Source organism: Leifsonia sp. AG29, assembly GCF_009765225.1.
In the GTDB taxonomy this organism is placed as follows: Bacteria; Actinomycetota; Actinomycetes; order Actinomycetales; family Microbacteriaceae; genus Leifsonia.
The window spans coordinates 1,603,098-1,624,498 of sequence record NZ_VMSF01000001.1; the positions used below are offsets into that span (position 1 = coordinate 1,603,098).

General features: G+C 70.6%; 23 protein-coding genes and 1 tRNA gene. 12 read left to right on the forward strand and 12 right to left on the reverse strand.

Features of this window, described 5'->3' with window-relative positions; translation table 11 throughout:
• Window positions 1-32: 32 nt before the first annotated feature.
• Together FPT20_RS07745 and FPT20_RS07750 are read right to left on the reverse strand one after the other, a co-directional pair.
• Window positions 33-392 (reverse strand): hypothetical protein, encoded by a 360-nt coding sequence (locus FPT20_RS07745; RefSeq protein WP_158864124.1) that lies wholly within the window; start codon window positions 390-392, stop codon window positions 33-35.
• 105 nt (window positions 393-497) lie between these two features.
• Window positions 498-971, reverse strand: a complete 474-nt coding sequence (locus tag FPT20_RS07750; RefSeq protein ID WP_158864126.1) for an NUDIX domain-containing protein — start codon at window positions 969-971, stop codon at window positions 498-500.
• Between the two features lie 99 nt (window positions 972-1,070).
• Between FPT20_RS07750 and FPT20_RS07755 the strand changes: the two genes are divergently transcribed.
• Entirely contained in the window at window positions 1,071-1,529 is a 459-nt protein-coding gene (locus FPT20_RS07755) for an NUDIX hydrolase (protein WP_158864128.1), read from the forward strand.
• Window positions 1,530-1,559: 30 nt separating this feature from the next.
• Here FPT20_RS07755 and FPT20_RS07760 read toward each other — a convergent pair whose 3' ends face one another.
• On the reverse strand, window positions 1,560-1,895 hold the full coding sequence (locus tag FPT20_RS07760; protein WP_158864130.1) for a hypothetical protein: 336 nt from the start codon (window positions 1,893-1,895) through the stop codon (window positions 1,560-1,562).
• Between the two features lie 107 nt (window positions 1,896-2,002).
• Between FPT20_RS07760 and FPT20_RS07765 the strand changes: the two genes are divergently transcribed.
• Both FPT20_RS07765 and FPT20_RS07770 read left to right on the forward strand, forming a co-directional pair.
• Window positions 2,003-3,706, forward strand: coding sequence for a bifunctional 3'-5' exonuclease/DNA polymerase (locus FPT20_RS07765; protein ID WP_158864132.1), 1,704 nt, complete (start codon window positions 2,003-2,005; stop codon window positions 3,704-3,706).
• A 79-nt stretch (window positions 3,707-3,785) separates the two neighbouring features.
• Window positions 3,786-4,631 carry a DUF1684 domain-containing protein gene (locus FPT20_RS07770; RefSeq protein WP_158864134.1) on the forward strand — a complete coding sequence of 282 codons (846 nt, stop codon included), beginning with the start codon at window positions 3,786-3,788 and terminating at the stop codon, window positions 4,629-4,631.
• Window positions 4,632-4,641: 10 nt separating this feature from the next.
• On the opposite strand, the gene FPT20_RS07775 is transcribed toward FPT20_RS07770, so the two are convergent.
• Entirely contained in the window at window positions 4,642-5,214 is a 573-nt protein-coding gene (locus tag FPT20_RS07775; RefSeq protein ID WP_158864136.1) for a PadR family transcriptional regulator, read from the reverse strand.
• Between the two features lie 184 nt (window positions 5,215-5,398).
• On the opposite strand from FPT20_RS07775, the gene FPT20_RS07780 reads away from it, so the two are divergent.
• A complete protein-coding gene (locus FPT20_RS07780) occupies window positions 5,399-5,902 on the forward strand; it encodes a DUF3145 domain-containing protein (RefSeq protein ID WP_158864138.1) in 504 nt (167 codons plus the stop codon).
• A gap of 99 nt (window positions 5,903-6,001) precedes the next feature.
• On the opposite strand, the gene FPT20_RS07785 is transcribed toward FPT20_RS07780, so the two are convergent.
• From FPT20_RS07785 to aceE, 6 genes are all read right to left on the reverse strand, one after another.
• Entirely contained in the window at window positions 6,002-7,237 is a 1,236-nt protein-coding gene (locus FPT20_RS07785; protein WP_158864140.1) for a beta-ketoacyl-[acyl-carrier-protein] synthase family protein, read from the reverse strand.
• A gap of 111 nt (window positions 7,238-7,348) precedes the next feature.
• Window positions 7,349-7,600 carry an acyl carrier protein gene (locus tag FPT20_RS07790; RefSeq protein WP_021765217.1) on the reverse strand — a complete coding sequence of 84 codons (252 nt, stop codon included), beginning with the start codon at window positions 7,598-7,600 and terminating at the stop codon, window positions 7,349-7,351.
• 44 nt (window positions 7,601-7,644) lie between these two features.
• Complete coding sequence (locus FPT20_RS07795; RefSeq protein ID WP_158864142.1) at window positions 7,645-8,649, reverse strand: beta-ketoacyl-ACP synthase III; 1,005 nt, start codon at window positions 8,647-8,649, stop codon at window positions 7,645-7,647.
• A gap of 19 nt (window positions 8,650-8,668) precedes the next feature.
• On the reverse strand, window positions 8,669-9,589 hold the full coding sequence (locus tag FPT20_RS07800) for an ACP S-malonyltransferase (RefSeq protein ID WP_158864144.1): 921 nt from the start codon (window positions 9,587-9,589) through the stop codon (window positions 8,669-8,671).
• An 84-nt stretch (window positions 9,590-9,673) separates the two neighbouring features.
• The gene (locus FPT20_RS07805) at window positions 9,674-10,888 is read right to left on the reverse strand and encodes a PucR family transcriptional regulator (protein ID WP_158864145.1); all 1,215 of its coding nucleotides are present in this window, start codon (window positions 10,886-10,888) and stop codon (window positions 9,674-9,676) included.
• A gap of 19 nt (window positions 10,889-10,907) precedes the next feature.
• Window positions 10,908-13,634 (reverse strand): pyruvate dehydrogenase (acetyl-transferring), homodimeric type, encoded by a 2,727-nt coding sequence (gene aceE, locus FPT20_RS07810; protein ID WP_158864146.1) that lies wholly within the window; start codon window positions 13,632-13,634, stop codon window positions 10,908-10,910.
• 225 nt (window positions 13,635-13,859) lie between these two features.
• On the opposite strand from aceE, the gene FPT20_RS07815 reads away from it, so the two are divergent.
• From FPT20_RS07815 to FPT20_RS07825, 3 genes are all read left to right on the forward strand, one after another.
• Complete coding sequence (locus FPT20_RS07815) at window positions 13,860-14,330, forward strand: peroxiredoxin (RefSeq protein WP_158864147.1); 471 nt, start codon at window positions 13,860-13,862, stop codon at window positions 14,328-14,330.
• A 140-nt stretch (window positions 14,331-14,470) separates the two neighbouring features.
• Window positions 14,471-14,543: transfer RNA gene (locus FPT20_RS07820), tRNA-Val, on the forward strand.
• A 35-nt stretch (window positions 14,544-14,578) separates the two neighbouring features.
• The gene (locus tag FPT20_RS07825; protein ID WP_158864148.1) at window positions 14,579-15,331 is read left to right on the forward strand and encodes a methyltransferase; all 753 of its coding nucleotides are present in this window, start codon (window positions 14,579-14,581) and stop codon (window positions 15,329-15,331) included.
• 15 nt (window positions 15,332-15,346) lie between these two features.
• Here the strand turns inward: FPT20_RS07825 and FPT20_RS07830 are convergent, their stop codons facing one another.
• Window positions 15,347-16,516, reverse strand: coding sequence for a DUF1611 domain-containing protein (locus tag FPT20_RS07830; RefSeq protein WP_199245717.1), 1,170 nt, complete (start codon window positions 16,514-16,516; stop codon window positions 15,347-15,349).
• Between the two features lie 202 nt (window positions 16,517-16,718).
• Between FPT20_RS07830 and FPT20_RS07835 the strand changes: the two genes are divergently transcribed.
• The 4 genes from FPT20_RS07835 (at window position 16,719) to FPT20_RS07850 (ending at window position 20,593) form a co-directional block, all read left to right on the forward strand.
• Entirely contained in the window at window positions 16,719-17,786 is a 1,068-nt protein-coding gene (locus FPT20_RS07835; RefSeq protein ID WP_158864149.1) for a zinc-ribbon domain-containing protein, read from the forward strand.
• A gap of 144 nt (window positions 17,787-17,930) precedes the next feature.
• Complete coding sequence (locus FPT20_RS07840) at window positions 17,931-18,350, forward strand: VOC family protein (RefSeq protein WP_158864150.1); 420 nt, start codon at window positions 17,931-17,933, stop codon at window positions 18,348-18,350.
• A 104-nt stretch (window positions 18,351-18,454) separates the two neighbouring features.
• The gene (locus tag FPT20_RS07845) at window positions 18,455-19,300 is read left to right on the forward strand and encodes a class II glutamine amidotransferase (RefSeq protein WP_158864151.1); all 846 of its coding nucleotides are present in this window, start codon (window positions 18,455-18,457) and stop codon (window positions 19,298-19,300) included.
• A gap of 21 nt (window positions 19,301-19,321) precedes the next feature.
• Window positions 19,322-20,593, forward strand: coding sequence for an APC family permease (locus FPT20_RS07850; protein WP_158864152.1), 1,272 nt, complete (start codon window positions 19,322-19,324; stop codon window positions 20,591-20,593).
• Window positions 20,594-20,603: 10 nt separating this feature from the next.
• On the opposite strand, the gene FPT20_RS07855 is transcribed toward FPT20_RS07850, so the two are convergent.
• Window positions 20,604-20,870, reverse strand: a complete 267-nt coding sequence (locus tag FPT20_RS07855) for a hypothetical protein (RefSeq protein ID WP_158864154.1) — start codon at window positions 20,868-20,870, stop codon at window positions 20,604-20,606.
• Window positions 20,871-21,054: 184 nt separating this feature from the next.
• Here FPT20_RS07855 and FPT20_RS07860 point away from each other — a divergent pair, with 184 nt between their 5' ends.
• The gene (locus FPT20_RS07860; protein ID WP_158864156.1) at window positions 21,055-21,345 is read left to right on the forward strand and encodes a hypothetical protein; all 291 of its coding nucleotides are present in this window, start codon (window positions 21,055-21,057) and stop codon (window positions 21,343-21,345) included.
• The last annotated feature ends 56 nt before the right edge of the window (window positions 21,346-21,401 follow it).

Here is a 21,401-nt window from a genome sequence, read left to right on the forward strand (position 1 = left end):
CTACGGCGGCCCGGTTACCGCGGGGTGAACGGTCATCCCTCGCCGAGCGCGTGGAGGAGCTGGGCCTTGTTCATCCGCGAGTAGCCCTGGATGCCGCGGGCCTTCGCCCGGTCGCGCAGATCGCGGAAGGTGGGGATGCCGGTGCTGTGCTGCGGGGCGGGCGGCCGGGAGGCTGCGCTCCCCGCGGATCCGCCGGCCGGAGCGGCCCGTCTGGAGCGCTGCACCGCCTTCCGGGCGTCCTTCTCCGTCGTCTGCAGACGGTCCGCGAGCGCCTCGGCCTCTCTGCGCGACTTCTTGTCCAGCTTGCGCACGGCGCGCTCCGCCTCGTCGACGGCCTCGCGCGCGGCCTGCAGTGCCTTCTCCGCGGCCTTCTCGGCCTTGCTCTTCGCCACAGTCGTCCTCCCGCCCCGCCGCCGCCGTCGGCCCGGATCGCATGGTGGTCCCTCGATGAGGAGTATCGCGGAGGCGGCCCGTCCGTGGCTAGAGGTGAGTTGTGCTCATTCCGCGGGAGACAGGTGGGCCAGCAGAGCGTCGAGGATCGGACGCTGCGCTTTCGTGAGCAGGGATCGGGCCTCCTGAAGGCGCACCCACCGCGCGTCGTCCACCTCCGGGAAGGTCCGGGTGCGTCCGGAACCGGGCGGCCAATCGAGCTCGAAGGTGTTGCTTGTGACGGTCTCGGGCTCGAAGGAGTCGGCCTCGGCGGCGAACGCGACGATGATCTTCCCCGAGCCCCGGAACTCGCCGAGGAGCGTGTATCCGGTGTCGGGGGGAGGCGTGCCGATCTCCTCGGTGAACTCGCGGACCGCCGCAGCGACCTCGTCACCGCCATCGCCCTCCTCCGTGAGACCCTTCGGGATCGACCACGCACCCTCCTGCTTGCGCGCCCAGAACGGACCGCCCATGTGGGCGATCCAGACCTCCAGGTCGTCCCTGCGGCGGTAGAGGAGGATCCCCGCGCTCCGTGCCGTCATCCCTCCACCCTAGGCCTGTGCCGGCGCCTCGGACGGCTCGGGATGACCCGGCGTGACGGCCCCGGTCCGGCACGCGGGTGCTGCGACTAACGTGGAGACGTGAACTCGGGTGACGCGTGGGTGGAGGGACCGGACGGCCGGCGCTTCTGGGGGCGCTATGGCGCGGCGGGGCTCCTCGTGCACGACGTGCGCCGGGGAGTCCTCCTCCAGCACCGGGCCGACTGGAGTCATTTCGGGAACACCTGGGGGCTGCCGGGCGGGGCGCGCCACGAGGGCGAGTCCGCCGTGGAGGGGGCCCTCCGGGAGGCGCTCGAGGAGGCCGCCGTGCCTCCCGACGCCGTGAACGTGCTGTTCGAGAGTGTGCTCGATCTCGGCTACTGGTCGTACACCACGGTGGTCGCCGAGGCGCTCCGGCCCTTCGACGTCCACATGGCCGACGTGGAGAGCATCGAGCTGCGCTGGGTCGCGATCGAGCGCGTGTCCGAACTTCCCCTGCACCCGGGGTTCAACGAGTCGTGGCCGGCCCTGCGGGCACGGCTCATGGGCCTGTCCGACTGACCCGGCGACGCGACCCGCTCGCGCGGGCCGTCAGGAGGCGAGCCGCGGCCAGAGCAGGGCGCTGGCGACATCGTCGCAGTCGTCGGGCACACCCGTGTAGTAGCCGGCGCCCGGGTACGGCGCCTGGCCGGGATGTGCCGGCGCGCCGGGGTAGCCGGGATCGCCGCGGTACGGATGCGCTCGCTCCGCGAAGATCCGGTCGCCCCGGATGGTCCCGAGGTATCGGCCATCGGGTGTGACAGCGTCCTCGTCGTTCCACGGGAACCAGCCGATCCAGTCCCCGTCGGGATTGAACAGGTAGCGGTCCTGCGGGTCGGTCCGGAACGCGATCCAGACGCCCTGGCTGTCGTGCAGGTAGACGGTCATCGTCGATCATGCCTTTCGGGTCGGCATTCGTGCGATGAATTATCCTCATCTCTCTTCCTGGTGGCAAGCGCCACGCCGATGTCGGATGGCGCCGGGAGAATGGAGGGGTGCATGTCATCCTCGAGCGCCTCGGCCGCGATTCCGTCCGCGCCGTTCGCCTCCGGGGAGCGGGGGACGACTCCGCCGTGGCACGCGGGGCTCGACTCGACGAATCCATCGTGTCCGCCGGAGACCTGCCGGCCTTCGTCCGGGCGCTGGAAGCGGAGGAGAGGCCGCGCTGGGTCTGGAACGACACGCGCGCCTGGTATCCGGCGCTGCTGGCGGCCCACGTGCGAGTCGAGCGGAGCGTCGACCTGCGCCTGTGCCATGCCATCCTGCGGGGGTCGACGCTCTCCGCCGGATCGGCGCTCGCCACGGCGCCGCCCGGGCCGTGGGACTCGCCTGGCGCCTCCGCCGAAGGAGGGGTCCCGCGGAGGCCGGAGCACCTTCCGCTGTTCGACCTCGACGACGATCGGGCCGAGCCCTCGCCGCTGGCGGAGTTCCTTCTGCAGGAGGAGGCGCTTTCCGCCAGTCGCGAGCCCGGCCGCCTGCGCCTCCTGCTCGCCGCCGAATCCGCGGGGGCGTTGATCGCCGCCGAGATGCACCACGCCGGGCTGCCTTACAGCGCACGCCGCCACGACGAATTACTCGCTGGCCTCCTCGGGCCCCGGCCGCCGTATGGGCTGCCCGCCGTGCTCGAAGACCTGGCCGCCGACATCCGAAGCGCCCTCGACGCGCCCGACCTCAATCCCGACAGTCCGCCGGAGGTGCTGCGCGCCCTTCAGCGGGCCGGTCTCGTCGTCTCCTCGACGAGGTCGTGGGAGCTGCGGCGCCTCGAGCACCCGGCGATCGACCCCCTGCTGCGGTACAAGAAGCTCAGCCGCCTCCTGACCGCGAACGGGTGGACGTGGGCCGACACCTGGGTGCGCGACGGCCGGTTCCGCCCCGACTACGTGCCCGGCGGCGTCGTGACCGGGCGCTGGGCCACGCGCGGGGGAGGGGCGCTCCAGCTCCCGCGCCAGGTTCGGGGCGCGGTCGTCGCCGATCCCGGCTGGAAGCTCGTCGTCGCGGACGCGGCGCAGCTTGAGCCGCGCCTCCTGGCCGGTCTCGCCTCCGATGAGACGATGGCCGCCGCCGGCCGCGGCAAAGACCTGTATGAAGGGATCGTCGCCACCGGAGCCGTGGAGGAGCGCGCACACGCCAAGGTCGCGATGCTCGGCGCGATGTACGGCGCCACCACGGGGGAGAGCGGCCGCCTGATGCCCCGGCTCGCGAACGCCTTCCCCCGCGCCGTGCGGCTCGTCGAGGAGGCCGCCCGCGCGGGCGAGCGCGGGGAGATCGCGACCTCTCGCCTCGGCCGGAGCTCGCCTCCTCCCGGGGCGGCCTGGCAGTCGGCCCAGTCAGCCGCCTCCGGCGACGGCTCGACCGCCGCGGACGAGCGGAGGGCCCGGTCGGTCTCGCGCGACTGGGGGCGGTTCACACGGAACTTCGTCGTCCAGGCCTCGGCGGCCGAGTGGGCGCTCTGCTGGATGGCCGAGCTCCGCAACCGGCTCGTCGACCTCGCGCCGGGCACCTGGATCACCGACGCGCCGCACCTGGTCTACTTCCTCCACGACGAGGTGATCGTGCATGCCCCCGCGGAGCTCGCCCCGGCCGCCGCGGCCGCCGTCACCGAGTCCGCCCGGCGCGCCGGAGTCCTCCTGTTCGGAAGCTTTCCTGTCGAGTTCCCGGTCACGGCCGCAGTCGTCGACAGCTACGCCGAGGCGAAATGAGCCGGTTGCGACCCTCGGCCGGGGAATGAGAGGGTGTCGCGGCTGGTTGTTCCCGTCGACCTGACAGAGGATGGATCCCATGACCGACACCGCCACCGCCCCCGCCGATCCCGACGCGGTCCTCGCGCGCTACCGCGCCCGCCGCGAGCAGGCCGTCACCGCGCCGCAGGGCAATCTCGCCCTCGTGAACACGCAGTGGATCACCGGCGACCCGGACACGCAGCAACCGGTGTGGGGCGTGCCGGGCCTGTGGTCTCCGCTGCCTCACGGAGAATCCGGCCTCACGGTCACGGCGGCGGCCTCCGACGGCATCGTCGTCGACGGCGAGCTGGTCGACGGCTCCGCGGTGGTCCGCGGCAAGGACGACCCCAACCCCGGTTCGATCCGGTTCAGCGACACCGTCACGGGCTTCGTGATCGCCAGCGAGGAGGGCGAGTACGCGCTTCGCGTGTGGGACGCGAACTCCGAGGCCATCCAGGAGTTCGGATCGATCGACGCGTTCCCGTTCAACCCCGAGTGGATCATCAGGGCCGCCTTCACACCGATCGAGGGCGGCAAGACGGTCGGCTTCGAGCACCTCAAGGACGACGGCGCTACCCGCGACATGGTCATCCCGGGCGAGATCACCTTCACGAAGGACGGCGTCGACTACAACCTCGCCGCGTTCAAGGCCGGGCGGGCCCTCCAGCTCGTGTTCGCCGACGCGACGAACGGCGACAGCACCTACTCGGTCGGCCGGTTCCTCTTCGTCGTCCCGAACGACGACGGCACGGTGACGCTCGACTTCAACCTCGCCGTCCTGCCGCCGTGCGCGTTCAGCTACAACTTCAACTGCCCGCTGCCTCCCAAGCAGAACCGTTTCGCCGTGCCGATCGAGGCCGGGGAGAAGAACGTCCTGAACAAGCAGGGCGAACTCCTCCACTGAGCGGAGCCGCTCAGCGGGCGTCGGCCGGTTCGGCCGGGCGGCGCCCGCGGCGCGGTCGCTCGGGGGAGCGCGCCTGGACGAGGGCTCCCGGGTGCGCCTCCAGTGCCGCCGCGACCTCGTCGAGCCACTCGATCGCGGCGCGAGCGCCGAGCTCTGCCGCCCGGTTCGCGGCGAGGAGCGCCCGCGAGTCCGCCTCGTGCGTGAGCCAGCGGATTTTCTCGGTGAAGGCCGCCCGGTAGTCGTCGACGATGGCCCGCGCGTCGGCTTCCGCCAGAGAAGCGGCGATCAGCACCTGGTCGAGCATCTCGTCCCAGTCGGGTCGGGCGTCACCCGGCCCGGCCGTCAGCCATTGCCGCGCTGCGTCCCGTCCGGCGTCGGTCAGCGCGTAGAGCGGGAGGCCGTCCTCGGTCGTTCCGGCAGAGGCGACGAGACCCTGGTCGACCATGCGATCGAGGGTGGAGTAGACCTGCCCGGCGTTGAGCACCCGGCGGTGCGCGGCCCGGCACAGGAACTCGCTCTGGAGTTGCGATCCGTACGCGGGGCCCTGCGTCAGGAGGGCGAGGAAACCGTTCTGCACCGACATACTCGGTATGCTATTCCGCTTCGACGTTCCCGTCGCGACCGAATCACCGAATCACAATCTTGTAACTACGCGCGATTCTCCGGCATAATCGACGCAGCGCACCCGAGTGCGTCCAACTTCACAAGCCGCAGCATCCGACGTTCCTGGTCGTAGGGGAAGACGCACCAACGAACGGAGGAGAACCATGGCGGCACACGCAGCTCGAGGAGTGCTCTACGTGCACTCCTCTCCCAGCGCGCTCTGCCCCCACATCGAGTGGGCGGCGGGTCGCGCTCTCGGCCGTGCTGTGAACTTCACCTGGGAGGCACAGCCGGTCCTTCGGGGCGCCCACAGGACAGAGTTCTTCTGGGAGGGACCCCAGGGCACCGGTGCGCGTCTCGCCACGGCGCTGCGCGGCTGGGAGCACCTCCGGTACGAGGTCACGGAGGACGCCGGCCTCGGCACCGACGGCGGCCGCTGGATGCACACCCCCGACCTCGGGATCTTCTTCGCGCAGGTAGATACCGCGGGCAACACGGTCATCCCGGAGGATCGCGTCCGGTACGCCATGGAGATCGCCGGCGGGAACGCGATCGAGCTGCACCGCGAACTCCGGCTCGCCCTCGGCCAGGCGTGGGACGACGAGCTCGAACCGTTCCGCCACGCGCACGACGACACGTCGGTCACCTGGCTCCACAAGGTCGGCTGATCGCGCTCCCGCGGCGGGCCCGGCACGGCCGCCCGTTCGCGGTGAACGACGAAGGCCCCGGTCGGACGGACCGGGGCCTTCGTGTTCGCGCGTTTCGGATCAGACGCTGCGGAAGGCGGCGACGGCGTTGTGACCGCCGAAGCCGAACGAGTTGCTGATCGCGAGCACCGGCCCCTCGGGGAGCGGCTGCGGCTGACCGGACACCTGCAGCGGGATCGCCGGGTCGAGCTCCGTGATGTTGATGGTCGGAGGGGCGACCCGATCGCGGAGGGCGAGCACGGTGAAGACGGCCTCGAGAGCGCCGGTGCCGCCGAGGAGGTGACCGGTCGACGCCTTGGTCGCCGATACCGGGATCGCGTGGACGCGGTCCCCGAAGACCTCGCGGAGAGCGACGTACTCCGACGGGTCGCCGACCGGCGTGCTCGTCGCGTGGGCGTTGATGTGCACGACCTCGTCGGGAGCGGCGCCCGCCTGGCCGAGCGCGAGGCGCACGGCACGGCTCGCCCCGCGCCCCTCCGGGTCGTTGGCCGTGATGTGATACGAGTCGGCGGTGACCCCTCCGCCCGCGAGCTCGGCGTAGATCCGGGCGCCGCGGGCCAGCGCGTGCTCCTCGGTCTCGAGCACCAGGCTCGCCGCGCCTTCGCCCATGACGAAACCGTCGCGGTCCACGCTGTACGGCCGGGAGGCGGTGGCCGGGTCGTCGTTGCGGCGCGACAGGGCCTGCATCGACGCGAAGGAGGCGATGGTGATCGGGTGGATCGCGGACTCGGTGCCGCCGGCGATCACGACGTCGGCGAGACCCGCCTGCAGATGCTCGTAGGCGTTGACGAGCGACTCGGTGCTCGACGCGCAGGCGGAGGCCACGGTCCGTGCGAAGGCGCGGGCCTCGAAGTGCATCGAGACGGCGGCGGAGGCCGCGTTCGGCATGAGCATGGGCACGGTCATGGGCAGCACCCGGCGGGGGCCGCGGTCGCGGAGCGTGTCCCACGCGTCGAGGAGCGTCCAGACGCCGCCGATGCCGGTGGCGTAGTCGACGCCGAGCCGCTCGGGGGCGACGTCGGGCTCGCCGGCGTCCTTCCAGGCCTCCATCGCGGAGATCAGGGCGAACTGGCTCGACGGGTCGAGGCGCTTGGCGACGGGGCGCTCCAGCACCTCCTCCGGGCGCACCTTCGCCTCGGCGGCGAACGTGACGGGGAGCTCGTACTGGGCGACCCAGTCGTGCTCGAGCGTCCGGGCGCCGGACTCGCCGGCCAGCAGCGCGGCCCAGCTCTCCGGTGCGGTGCCACCGAGCGGGGACGAGGCGCCCACACCGGTGACGACGATCTTCTTGGTCATAACGGCAACTCTCCGGGAATCGGGATTGTCGACGGGCGCACCCCGCCCGCCACCCTCACGGGCGGCCCGTGGGGGCGCCGCCCGCGAGGGAGGAAGATTTCTTGCGAGCCCCTAGGCGTCCTGCGCCTTGACGATGAACTCGACGGCATCGCCGACGGTCTTGAGGTTCTTGACCTCCTCGTCCGGGATCTTGACATCGAACTTGTCCTCGGCGTTGACCACGATGGTCATCATCGAGATGGAGTCGATGTCGAGGTCGTCGGTGAACGACTTGTCCAGCTCAACCGTGTCGGTCGCGATGCCGGTCTCGTCGTTGATGAGCTCGGCCAGGCCGGCAAGAACTTCTTCGGTGGACAATGCCATGGTGATTTCTCCTTGAGGGGGTGTCGTTTTGACCGTGGAACAGTCTAGGGCAGCACGACGACCTGCGCGCCGAAGACCAGACCGGCGCCGAAGCCGATCTGGAGCGCGAGGCCGCCCGACAGCTCGGGGTGCTCCTGGAGGAGGCGATGCGTCGCCAGCGGGATCGATGCGGCCGAGGTGTTCCCGGTCGTCTCGATGTCACGCGCGATGGCCACCGTCTCCGGAAGCTTCAGCTGCTTGGCGAACTCGTCCACGATCCGCATGTTCGCCTGGTGGGGGATGAACGCCGCGAGCTGGTCCGGGGTGACCCCGGCCTCGTCGAGCGCCTGCTTCGCCACCTTGGCCATCTCCCAGACGGCCCAGCGGAAGACCGTCTGCCCCTCCTGCCGGAGCGTCGGCCACGGCTTCTCGCCGTCACGGAACTCGAGCAGGGTGTTGCTCATCCCGACGGCGTCGGCCTTCGACCCGTCCGAGCCCCAGACCGTCTTCGCGATGCCCGGGTACTCGCTCGGGCCGATGACGACGGCGCCGGCACCGTCGCCGAGCAGGAAGGAGATCGTGCGATCGGTCGGATCGACGACGTCCGACAGCTTCTCGGCTCCGACGACGAGGGCGTAGTGAGCGGCTCCGGTGCGGATGAGCGCGTCGGCCTGCGCGACGGCGTACGCGTACCCGGCGCAAGCCGCGTTCATGTCGTACGCGGCCGCGGGGTTGGCGCCGACCCGGTCGGCGAGGACCGCAGCGATGGAGGGGGTCTGCTGCACGTTCGAGACGGTCGCGACGATGACGGCGTCGATCAGCTGCGGGTCGACGCCGGACTTCGCGATCGCCTCCTTCGACGCCTCCGTGGCGAGGTCGACGGCGAGGACGTCGCGGCCCGCGCGGGTGCGCGTGATGATGCCGGTGCGCTGGCGGATCCACTCGTCGGACGAGTTGATCGGTCCGACGAGGTCGTCGTTCGGGACGACGTTCTCGCCCCGGGCCGCGCCGATCGAGAGGATGCGGGTGTACTGCGGACCGTGGGACTGCTGCAGGGTGGGTCGGGTCATCGGGGAGCTCCTAGCGGCCTTACGCGGCCTGGTCGATGAGGTCGAAGGCGGCGGGCAGGTCTTCCGGGGTCTTGATCGCGACGGTCGGCACGCCCTTCAGACCGCGCTTGGCCAGGCCGACGAGGGCGCCGGCGGGCGCGACCTCGATCAGGCCGGTGACACCCGCCTCCTCGAACGCCTTCATGTCGAGGTCCCAGCGTACCGGCGACGAGATCTGCCCGACGAGGAGCCGCAGGAACTCCGCACCGTCGGTCACCTCGGAGCCGTCCTTGTTGCTCCAGAGACGCAGGGTGGGGTCGTTGGTGCTGACGGTGGAGGCGAACTTCTCCAGGGCCGGCATCGCGGAGGCCATGTAGCGCGTGTGGAACGCGCCCGCGACCTGCAGCGGGATGACGCGCGCGCGGGCGGGCGGGTTCTCCGCCAGCTGAGCAAGCGCATCCAGCGCGCCGGCGACCACGATCTGACCGCCGCCGTTGAAGTTCGCGGGGGAGAGGCCGAGCTCCTCGAGCCGCGCCAGCAGCTCTGTCTCGTCAGCCCCGATCACCGCGCTCATCCCCGTCTGCGCTTCCGCGGCCGCACGGGCCATTGCGGCACCCCGCTCGCGGACGAAGGCGACCGCGTCGGTCTCGCTCAGCACGCCGGCCCCGGCCGCGGCGGTCAGCTCTCCGACGGAGTGCCCGGCGATACCGCCGATGCGCTCGCGGCGCCCGTTGGCGAACAGCGCGGAGAGCGTGAGCAGACCCGCGGACACGATGAGCGGCTGGGCCACTGCGGTGTCACGGATCGTGTCGGCGTCGCTGACCGTGCCGTGGGCCACGAGATCGATGCCGACGGCGTCGGAGATGCCGGTCAGCTGATCGCGGAACGAGGACTCGGACAGCCAGGGGTCCAGGAAGCCCGGGGTCTGGGATCCCTGACCCGGGCACACGATGACGATCACGGTTTCCAGTCTGCCAATCTTCCGCAGCGCGGATGTGTCGGTTGGATACGAAGTATTCGGTTCTTCGCTGTGGTTATCTACAACTCAGTGCCCGCGTCGGGCCCCGTCGGGCTCGTTGATCGAACCCACGATGAGCGCGGCCTGGAGGATCAGGGCCTCGCGGGCGCCCGTGGCATCCCAGCCGATCACCTCCGAGACGCGCTTGAGGCGGTAGCGGACGGTGTTCGGGTGCACGAACAGCTCCCGCGCCGTCGCCTCGAGAGAGCGGCCGTTGTCGAGGTAGCACCACAGGGTCGTGAGCAGCTCGGGGGAGTAGGCCTGCAGCGGACGGTAGATGCGGCTGATCAGCGTGGCGCGGGCGAGTCCGTCGCCGGCCAGCGCGCGCTCGGGGAGGAGGTCGTCGGCGTGGACGGGTCTCGGGCAGTTGCGCCAAGCTTTGGCGACGGCGAATCCGGCGAGGGCGGCCTTGGCGCTCTTGGAGGCGTCGACGAGGCTCGGCACCTCGTGACCGAGCACGAGGTGGCCGGCGCCGAAGCCCGGCTCGAGCTGCTCCGCGATCTCCATGAACGAGACGACCGGGGTCGGCCCGATGGCATCCTCCGGGGTGCTGTTGCTCGGCCAGGCGCGGCCGATGACGAGCACCAGGCGGCTGCCCTGGACCCCGATCAGCACGTCGGCCGACATGTGTCGCGCGGTGCGCCGCAGCTGGTCGACGTCGAGCATCTTGGGTGCGGTCCCGACGAGGACGCTCACCTCGCCGTGCCCGTGCCAGCCCAGAGCCGCAATGCGGCTGGGGAGCTCGTCGTCGTACTCGCCCGTGAGGATGCTGTCGACGACCAGCGCCTCCAGGCGTGCATCCCACAGCCCCCGGGCCTCGGCGGCACGCGCGTAGACGTCGGCCGCCGCGAACGCGATCTCCCGCGAGTACAGGAGGATCGCCTCCCGGAGATCCTCGCCGCCCCCCGCCTTCACTCGCTCCTCGACCACCTCGACGGTGATCTTGATGAGCTGGAGGGTCTGCTGCAGGCTCACGCTCCGCAGCAGTTCACGCGGGGCGGCACCGAACACGTCGGCTGCGATCCACGGTGTCGAGCGCGGGTCGTCGTACCAGGAGATGAACGACGAGATGCCCGCCTGGGCCACCAGGCCGACGGCGCTGCGCCGGCCCGGGGGCATGTCGCGATACCAGGGGAGCGTGTCCTCCAGCCGCTTGAGCGTGCTCGTCGCAAGCTCGCCGGAGATCTTCCTCAGCCAGGCGAGGGTGTCGGCCTTCGAGCGTCCCTCCGGGCGCGGGGTCACCGCAGTGCCCCCGCGCCGCTCAGGACTCGCCTCCCGCCGTCCCGGTCGTGCCGGCGTTGACGTCGTGGAGCAGGTACTTCTCGATCGCCCACGCCGGGGCGTTCGGGTCGACCTTGCCCTGCGCCGCGAGCAGCTCGAGCGTCCGGACGACCATCGACGGGCCGTCGATCTTGAAGAAGCGACGCGCCGCCGGACGGGTGTCGGAGAAGCCGAAGCCGTCTGCGCCGAGCGTGGCGTACTCGCCCGGGACGAACTGGCGGATCTGGTCGACCACGCCGTGCTCGTAGTCGCTGACGGCCACGAACGGACCCTCGGCGTCCTGGAGCTTGCGCGTCAGGTACGGGACCTGCTTCTCCTGCTGCGGGTAGAGGAAGTTGTGCTCCTCGGCGCGGAGACCGTCGCGGCGGAGCTCGCTCCAGGACGTGACGCTCCAGACGTCGGCGGAGACGCCCCAGTCCTGGGCGAGCAGGTGCTGCGCCTCCAGAGCCCAGGGCACCGAGACGCCGGAGGCGAGGAGCTGGGCCTTCGGACCGGTTCCCTCGCCCTCGCGCAGCTTGTAGATGCCGCGGACGATGCCGTCGACGTCGACGCCCTCCGGCTCGGCCGGCTGGACGATCGGCTCGTTGTACACCGTGAGGTAGTACATGACGTTGGGGTCGGGGTGCGAGTCGCCGTACATGCGCTCGAGTCCGGCCCGCACGATGTGGCCGATCTCGTACCCGTAGGCCGGGTCGTACGAGACGACCGCGGGGTTGGTCGAGGCGAGCAGCGGGGAGTGCCCGTCGGCGTGCTGGAGGCCCTCACCGGTCAGCGTGGTCCGGCCGGCCGTCGCGCCGATCAGGAAGCCGCGCGCCATCTGGTCTCCGGCGGCCCACAGGGCGTCGCCGGTCCGCTGGAACCCGAACATCGAGTAGAAGACGTACACCGGGATCAGCGGCTCACCCTGGGTCGAGTACGACGTGCCCACGTTGGTGAACGCCGCGAGGGCGCCCGCCTCGTTGATGCCAACGTGGATGATCTGCCCCTGCGGGCTCTCCTTGTAGGCGAGGAGCAGCTCGCGGTCGACCGATGTGTAGTGCTGGCCGTTCGGGTTGTAGATCTTCGCGTTCGGGAAGAAGGCGTCCATGCCGAACGTGCGCGCCTCGTCCGGGATGATCGGGACGATCCGGTGCCCGAAGTCCTTCGAGCGGAGGAGGTCCTTCAGCAGCCGGACGAACGCCATGGTGGTGGCGACCTCCTGCGTGCCCGACCCCTTCTTGGAGATCGCGTACGCGGAGTCGTCCGGGAGGCTGACCTGGGTGTACTTCACGCGGCGCTCGGGGACGTAGCCGCCCAGCGCACGGCGGCGATCGTGGAGGTAGCGGATCGCCTCGTCCTCGGGGCCCGGGTTGTAGTACGGCGGGAGGTACGGGTTCTCCTCGAGCTGCGCGTCGCTGACCGGGATGCGCATGGCGTCGCGGAACGTCTTGAGGTTGTCCAGCGTCATCTTCTTCATCTGGTGGGTCGCGTTGCGGCCCTCGAACGACGGGCCGAGCCCGTAGCCCTTGATGGTCTTCGCGATGATGACGGTCGGCTGGCCCTTGTGCTCCACGGCCGCCTTGAACGCCGCATAGACCTTGCGGTAGTCGTGGCCGCCGCGCTTCAGGTTCCAGACCTGGTCGTCGGTGTAGTCCTTGACGAGCTCGAGCGTTCGCGGGTCGCGGCCGAAGAAGTTCTCGCGGACGTACGCGCCGTTCTCGGTCTTGTACGTCTGGTAGTCGCCGTCCGGCGTCTCGTTCATGAGGTTGACCAGCGCGCCGTCGGTGTCGCGAGCGAGCAGCTCGTCCCACTCGCGGCCCCAGATCACCTTGATGACGTTCCAGCCGGCGCCGCGGAAGTAGCTCTCCAGCTCCTGGATGATCTTGCCATTGCCGCGGACCGGGCCGTCGAGGCGCTGCAGGTTCGCGTTGATGACGAACGTCAGGTTGTCGAGCTTCTCGTTGGCCGCGACCTGGAGCTGACCGCGCGACTCCACCTCGTCCATCTCGCCGTCGCCGAGGAAGGCCCAGACGTGCTGGTCGGAGGCGTCCTTGATGCCGCGGTTGGTCAGGTACTTGTTGAGCTGCGCCTGGTAGATCGCATTGATCGGCCCGAGACCCATCGACACGGTCGGGAACTGCCAGAAGTCGGGCATGAGGCGCGGGTGCGGGTAGCTCGAGAGGCCGCCGCCGGCGTGCGACTTCTCCTGACGGAAGCCGTCGAGCTGGTCGGCGCTGAGCCGCCCCTCGAGGAAGGCGCGGGCGTAGGTGCCGGGGGAGGCGTGGCCCTGGATGAAGATCTGGTCGCCGCCGCCCGGGTGGTCCTGACCGCGGAAGAAGTGGTTGAACCCGACCTCGTAGAGCGCGGCGCTCGACGCGTACGTCGAGATGTGGCCGCCCACGGCGATGCCCGGGCGCTGAGCGCGGTGTACCAGGATGGCCGCGTTCCAGCGGATCCAGGCGCGGTACCGGCGCTCGATCTCCTCGTCACCGGGGAACTCCGGCTCGTTCTCCGGGGAGATGGTGTTGATGTAGTCGGTGGTCGGCACCATCGGCACGCCGAGGTGGAGCTCCTTGGAGCGCTTCAGCACGCTGAGCACGATCTCCCGCGCCCGCTCGTGGCCATGGGCCGCAACCAGTTGATCGAGGGATTCCCGCCACTCGGCGGTCTCCTCCGGGTCCGAATCGATGTGATTCACCGAATACGGGTCCTGGTCGTTCACAGTCACCCTCGACCTCTTTCTTGTGTCGGATGGATCGAAAGACGATGCATACCGCTGTCGGGTTTCGACAAGCGCGGGCACCATCCTTCAGCCTAGCCGCACTCGCGCCGGACTGGTGACCGCGGTCGGCCGCCCGCCATCGGCCCTCCCTTTGCTTCGGGCGCGTGCCGGTCTAAGCTGGGTCCTCGTGCCCGGGACCGGCCAGAACGCGCGGGCAGGGAAGGACGCCCCATGGCTCTCGAGAACGACACTCAGGCACCCGATTTCGAACTGCCCGATCAGTACGGGCAGCCGATCCGCCTCAGCGACTTCCGCGGCCGCAAGGCCGTCGCCATCGTCTTCTTCCCGCTGGCGTTCTCGGGAACGTGCACGGGAGAGCTGTGCGAGCTCCGCGACAACATCTCGCTGTTCCGCGACCATCGCGTCGAGCTCCTCGGAGTCTCGGTCGACTCCAAGTACACGCTCCGCGCCTGGGCCGAGCAGGAGCGCTACGACTTCAGCCTCCTCGCCGACTTCTGGCCGCACGGGCAGACCGCCAAGGAGTACGGCGTGTTCCTCCCCGAGAAGGGGTTCGCCAACCGGGCGACGTTCGTCGTCGACGAGACCGGGATCATCCGCGCCTCCTTCATCACCGCCCCGGGCGAGGCCCGCTCGATCGAGGCCTACCGCGCCGCCCTGGAGGAGCTGCCCGCGCACGTGTGACGCGCGGCGGCACCGTTCTGTTCATCGCGAACGGAGGATGAGCCGCGCGCCATGCACGCAATGACCTCCGCTCCCCGACCTCGCGCGGCGAGCCGCCCGAACCATCCTCCCTTCGCCGCCCGCTAGGCTGGGAGCACCCCGGGCCTTTAGCTCAGCTGGTAGAGCGCCACGTTTACACCGTGGATGTCGTCGGTTCGAACCCGGCAGGGCCCACCCACCTGGCACCCCCAGCCCACTAGACTCCCCGCATGCCGGAGGGGCCGTACCGCTGGTTCGTCGTCGCCGAGTTGGCGCTCGCGGCGATCACCTTCGTCGCGTTGCTGTTCGTCGTCGCACCGTACGGCGGGAGGCACGGGCGAGCCGGCTGGGGCCCGACCGTTCCCGCCCGGGTCGGCTGGCTCATCATGGAGGCGCCCGCCAGCCTCCTCTTCGCAGCCTTCTTCCTCCTGGGGCAGCACCGGTCCCAGCTCGTCCCGCTCGTCTTCCTCGCTCTCTGGCAGGTGCACTACGTGTATCGAGCCTTCGTGTACCCGTTCCTCCTGCGCACGAGCGCTCGCATGCCCGTCCTCGTCATGCTCCTCGCGATCCTGTTCAACCTGCTCAACGCGTGGGTCAACGCCCGGTGGGTCTCGGAGTACGGCGACTACCCGGTGTCCTGGCTCGGCGATCCGCGCTTCTGGGTCGGCGCCCTCTTGTTCGCGTCGGGTCTAGCCCTCAACACGTCGTCCGACCGGATCCTCCGCAGGCTTCGGCGAGGCAGCACCGGGTACGCGATCCCGTCAGGGGGAGGCTTCCGCTACGTCTCCAGCCCGAACTATCTCGGCGAGATCATCGAGTGGACCGGTTGGGCGGTTGCCACGTGGTCGCTCGCCGGGACCGCCTTCGCCGTCTACACCGCCGCGAACCTGGCGCCCCGGGCGTTCGCGAACCATCGCTGGTACCGCGATACGTTCCCGGACTACCCGAGCGAACGACGGGCGCTCGTCCCGTTCCTCCTCTGACCGAAGCAGGAGGAGTCAGCCGAGCAGTTCGCGGGCGACCTCGGCACGCGCCAGCTCGAACGTGCCGATGACCGGGACGCCGACGCGCGCCGCGGCCTCTCGCGACGCGAGCGGAGACACGGTCACCATGCCCGAGACCGCAGCCGGCGACAGCCCGGCGCTCCGCAGCTCCGCGATCCCGGCGACTGCGCCGAGGGCGTCCGTCGCGGCGAAGAGCAGCCGGTCGACGCGCGCCTGGAGGGACGGCTCCCCGAGGACCCCGCGGGTCTCGTCCTGGTAGACGCCGTCGGCGATCTCGATGACGATGACGTCGGGGCCTGCGGCCGCGAGAACGTCGACCAGCGAGTGGAACAGTCCGAGGATCTCCGAGGAGCCGACGCGGAACGTCGTGGGATAGCCGAAGTCGGTGAAGTCTGCGACAGCGATCGCCCCGGCGTCGCGGAACATGTTCGGGTCGCCCCCCGCCGCCGTGCCCGTGGCCTTGCCCGCGGCGACGCGAAGCCCGGAAGCGGACAGCCCGTGGACGAGGTTCGCCGCGGCCGTCGACTTGCCCGAGTTCATGGAGGTGCCGAGGACGACGACGACGCGCGGCGCGTCGAGCGCCGAGCCCGGCTCGGAGACGGGGAGCATGCTGCTCGCCCGGTGCGGCGCGAGGCGCGGGAGGGTGAGCCGGCCGCCCGCGTCCGCGAGCATCCCGATGGGGGAGAGGGTCGTCGGCGCCGCCATCGAGCCGTGCGCGGCGAGCACGGAACCGGCCACGCCGCCGGCCGCGATGAGGTGGCACGGGCCGAGGTCGCCCGGAACCTCGGCGAGCACGGCATCCGGCGCGTAGCGGTGTCCGTAGGCGACGAGGACCTCGTCGCCGGCGAAGAGCGTCTGGCGGCGCGATCCGGGGCCTTCGATCCAGCTCAGGTGCCCCAGCTCCTCCACGCGCGCGAGCACGATGTCACCGGGCTGCGGGACGGTGTCGAGTGCGGACTCGAGGTGGTAGCGGGTCGCGTCCTCGGCGAGCGCGGCCGCGAGGTAGCGGGTGCTGTACGCCGCCTTGGCACGGAGCAGTCGCTCCGCCGGGACGGGGCCGCCGAGCGTCGGGATGGGCCCGCTGACCGGCGAGACGGGGGTGGATGACGCGTCGGCGGCACCGGTGCGGAAGCGGGCAGGGGCATCGAGGGATGAGCTCAGCATCGAGCGGCCTTTCGTGGTTGGGAGGGAGTCGCCACGTGCTGATGCCGCCTGCGGATTCAAGCAATCATAAGGGCGCTCCGGTGGCGTGCAAGTGAACGCCCGATGACGGCCCGGGGAGCGGTGACGGAGGTCGTCCCTATGCTGTCCGCGAGGGCCCGTCGCACGCGTGGTCCACGGCGCTGAACGAGGGAGGAACGGGTCGGTGACCGAGAACGTCGAGCAGTGGTGGCGCCGCCGTCAGTGGTCGAAGGGCGTCCCCGTCCCGTACCCGGTCGGCCGCTACCGGGCGGACTGGGAGCGCTATCCGGTTCTGGTGCGTCAGTACCATCCCGACCTCAATCACGGCATCACCCTGAGCCAGATCCCGCCCGCTGCCGACGTCTACCTGCTCTGGCAGTGCGACTCCGGCCATCTCTTCATCGCGACGCCGGAGGAGCAGCGTTCGAGACCCGGGGGCGCTCGGCGGCGCTCGGTGTGGTGCCCGCACTGCGCCGAGCTCGCCGCGCCACGGCGCATCCGGCGTCCCGAGCCCGACGCCGGTCTCCACGTCTGCGGCCATGCGCGCGATCCGCGCCGGATCGAGGCCGATCCGGCCGACGACCGCTGCTACCTCTGCCGTCGGCTCGACCGGGAGGCGCTGAAGCGCGACCAGCTCGTCGCGATGGCGACCCCCGGCGCTCGAGCCGCTGTGTCGGACGAGAACGGCACGAGCGGACGCTACTCCTGGCAGTGCACCGCCGGGCACCCGTCGTTCAGTGCGACGATCGAGAAGATCCTCGGCGGCAAACGCTGCCCGGTGTGCCGGCACGCCCTCTCCGGCGCTGCCGCCGTCGCCGTCGGCGAGGCGTTCACGAGCCGCTGGGCGCCGCGGCCGGCGTCCGCCGCCGAGCCCGACCTCCGTCGTCGCCTCGCCGAACGTCTCGACGTCGACCTCTCGGCGAACGCCGTTCGGGTCGCCAAGCCGTTCCACTCCCACCTCGAGGTCTGGCCCGACATCGTGATCCCCGAGCTCAAGGTGGCGGTGGAGTACGACACGACCGGCCGCCACGGCCTCGAGCACGTCGGCCCGCGGGAGGCGTCCGACCGGCGCAAGGACCGCCTGCTGCGAGCGGCGGGGTGGGAGGTGGTGCGGGTCCGGTGCGGCAAACTGCAACCGATCGGACCCTACGACGTGGTCGCCGGCGGCGTCTCGGACTCGGTCGTCGCGCGGATCATCGATCGCCTCGGCGAGATCCGGGGGAGTCTCTTCGTCAGCGCGTACCTGCGGTGATGGGATTCTCGATCGGTGCGCCGGTGAACGGACGTCGCCCACCGACGGGCGCGGCTCTGGCCCTGCGGACCGGTGCTGGCTACGCTGACAGCCGACGCGGCGGGTCGTCCGATCCGTCGCGGGACTCTCACGAGGAGGAGAACAATGCCGTCCATCCTGAATCCGTACCTGAACTTCCGGACGCAGGCTCGCGAGGCCATGGACTTCTACCAGTCGGTCTTCGGCGGCGAGGTGCAGCGCAGCACCTTCGCCGACTTCCAGATGGCCCAGGACCCGGCCGATGCCGACCTGATCATGCATTCGCAGCTCACCTCGCCGGCCGGCTTCACCCTCATGGCGGCCGACGTGCCGGAGCACATGGAGCTGAAGCAGGGCTCGGCGATCTCCATCTCGTTGAGCGGCTCCGACGAGGCCGAGCTGAGCGGCTGGTGGGACAAGCTGATGGAGGGGGGCACGGTCATCGAGCCCCTGTCGAAGGCGCCGTGGGGCGACTCGTTCGGGATGGGCATCGACCGGTTCGGCGTCCAGTGGCTCGTCAACATCGCGGGGAGCCCCTCCGCCTGATCCCGCGCGACGGTGGGAAGAGCGCGAGGAGCGGTCTTCCCACCGGCCGGACCGCCCGCTATGGTCGGCGCCATCGGCACCCTGACACATCGGAGGTGGTCGCCATGTGCCGCTGGCTCGCTTACTCGGGGGAGCCCTTGCAGCCCTCCGTGCTCATCCTCGACGCCCAGCATTCCCTCGTCGCGCAGTCGCTCAACTCGCCCCTCGGCGCTGAGACGGTGAACGGGGACGGCTTCGGCTTCGGCTGGTACCCGGCGGGGCCGGACGCCGGATCGCGGCCCGCCATCTTCCACAGCATCGAACCCGCATGGAACGACCAGAACCTGCGCGAGCTCACCGACGCCGTGCGCAGCCCGCTCTTCTTCGCGCACGTCCGGGCGGCCGCCGGGCCTCCCATCCAGCAGACGAACTGCCACCCGTTCCGGTACGAGGACTGGCTCTTCATGCACAACGGCTTCCTCGACGGATTCCACCTCATGAAACGCGACCTCGTCCTCGCCGTCGACGAGTCGCTCTACCCGAACATCCTCGGGACGACCGACTCGGAGGTGCTCTTCTACCTGGCCCTGACGCTCGGCCTCCAGGACGACCCGATCGGCGCCATGACGAAGGCCGTCCGCATGGTGGAGCAGGTCGGCGCGAAGCACGGGGTCAAGTTCCCGATGCAGGGGACCCTCGCTCTCTCCAACGGATCGACCATGTGGGCGTTCCGGTACTCGACCGCGCACCGCACGCGCAGCCTGTTCCACTCCGTGGCGGTCCCGGAACTGCGCGAGATGTACCCCGACGCCGAACGGCTGAGCGTGTTCGGGGACCACGCGAAAGTGGTCGTCTCGGAGCCGCTCAACGACCTCCCCGGAGCGTTCAAGGAGGTGCCGGAGTCGACCGTGGCCATCCTTGATGACGAGGGCTACCGCCACGAGTCGTTCCTCGATGACGGAGACGACTGACACCGCTGGCAGAATCCCCGTGTGACGACACCCGCACCGAGCGCGCCCGACCACTCCCTCGCTCGCCGGCTGCGCCTCGGCGACGCGATCACGATCGGCCTCGGATCGATGATCGGCGCCGGCGTGTTCGCCGCGTTCGGGCCGGCCGCCGCAGCCGCCGGAGCGGGACTGCTGGTGGGACTTCTCATCGCCGGTTTCATCGCCTTCTGCAACGCGACATCGTCGGCGCAGCTCGCCGCCCAGTACCCCACGTCGGGAGGGACGTACGTCTACGGCCGCGAACGGCTCGGCGAGTGGCCCGGCTTCCTCGCGGGCTGGTCCTTCGTCGTGGGCAAGACGGCGAGCTCCGCCGCGATGGCCATCACCTTCGCCACCTACGCGGTCCCCGCGCCGTGGGTGAAGCCGGTCGCGCTCCTCGCCGTGGTGCTCCTCACGCTCGTCAACTCGCTCGGCGTGACCCGGACCGCCGGGCTGACGAGAGTGCTCGTAGTCATCGCCCTCGTCGCTCTCGCCGTGGCGGTCGCGATCGGCTTCGCGCGCACCTCGCCGGCCGCCGCTGCTCCCGGAGTCCCGGTGAGCGCTTACGGCGTGCTCCAGTCCGCGGGCTTCCTGTTCTTCGCCTTCGCCGGCTATGCGCGCATCGCGACCCTGGGGGAGGAGGTGGTCGACCCGGAGCGCACCATCCCTCGCGCGATCACCTCGGCCCTGGCGATCGTCCTCGTGGTGTACACGATCGTCGCCTTGGCGGCGCTGCACGCGATCGGCCCCGCGGGACTGGCCGTCGCACCCGCCCCGCTCGGAGCGGTCGCCGCGACGAGCGGTGCGGCGTGGCCCGGCGCCGTCGTCAGGATCGGCGCCGCCGCGGCCTCGCTCGGAGCTCTCCTCGCGATGATCGCGGGCATCGGGAGGACCAGTCTCGCGATGGCGCGGAACCACGACCTGCCCGGGTGGCTCGCGGCCGTGCACCCGCGATTCCGCGTGCCTTACCGTGCGGAACTGGTGGTCGGCCTGGTCGTCTGCGTCCTCGTAGCGGTGAGCGACCTTCGCGGGGCTATCGGTTTCTCGTCGTTCGGCGTGCTCCTGTACTACCTCGTCGCCAACGCGTCCGCTAGGACTCAAGGCGCCGCCCATCGCCGCTACTGGCGCTGGCTCGCGGTCGCCGGAGCCGTGGGGTGCGTGGTCCTCGTCGCGACACTTCCTCCCGCCTCCATCGCGGCCGGCCTCGTCGTGCTCGCGGTCGGCGTCGGCTATCGCGTGGTCAGAGTGAGGGTGACCGCACGGGGGGCCCGCTGACCTCTCCCGGTCAATCGTCCGGCGTCGCCACCTGCTCGACCTCGGCTCCGTCGCGGAGCGTGCCCGGCACCGATTCCTGGTAGAGGTAGGCGGCGGCGACAGGCCAAGAACCGGCGTCCGCGAGTCGGAAGACGTCGACGGCGGCCGCCCCTTCGAACGTGGCCGCCGTCCGCAGCAGTCCCGGAGGTCGGGGTCCGAGCAGGGGGAGGCGGAGGCTGAAGGCCTCGCGCTGCTCGTCCGGGAAGATCAGGATGGCGAGGAAGGTGTTGTCATCCATGACCACGCCACCTCCGGTTCTCCCGACCGCTCGCTCACCCCGCCCCGATGCGCGGTGACCCGGCAGTGTCTTCGGCGGCATGATGCACCTCGCCGTTCTTCCGCGGCAAGACGGCAAATCGGCCGTTCCCGCCCCGCAGAACCGGAGGGTTCCCAAGAGCTCGCCGATGAGTCACAATCAGCCCATGAACGCCGACATCGTCTCGGCTTCCACACTCAGTCCGGGGGCCGCGCCCGGGGGGATCCCGCTTCGGATCCACTTGGGCGAGCAGGAATACGCCGCGCTTGTCCGCATCGCGACCAAGCGCCACACCACCGCGAGCAAACTGGTGGAGCAGCTCGTTCTCAACGCTCTCACCCACGCGGAGGTGCCCGCGCCCTCACCGGCGCAGCCGAAACGCCCGCACGTCAGCTACGAGGAGGCCACCCGTGGCTTCCTCCCCGACATGGTCGCCGGGAGGGAGGGGGGTTCCTGAGTTCGTGCCCCCGCCCGTCGGCCGCCAAGGCCGCAAGTCGAGTCCCGCCGGTCCGG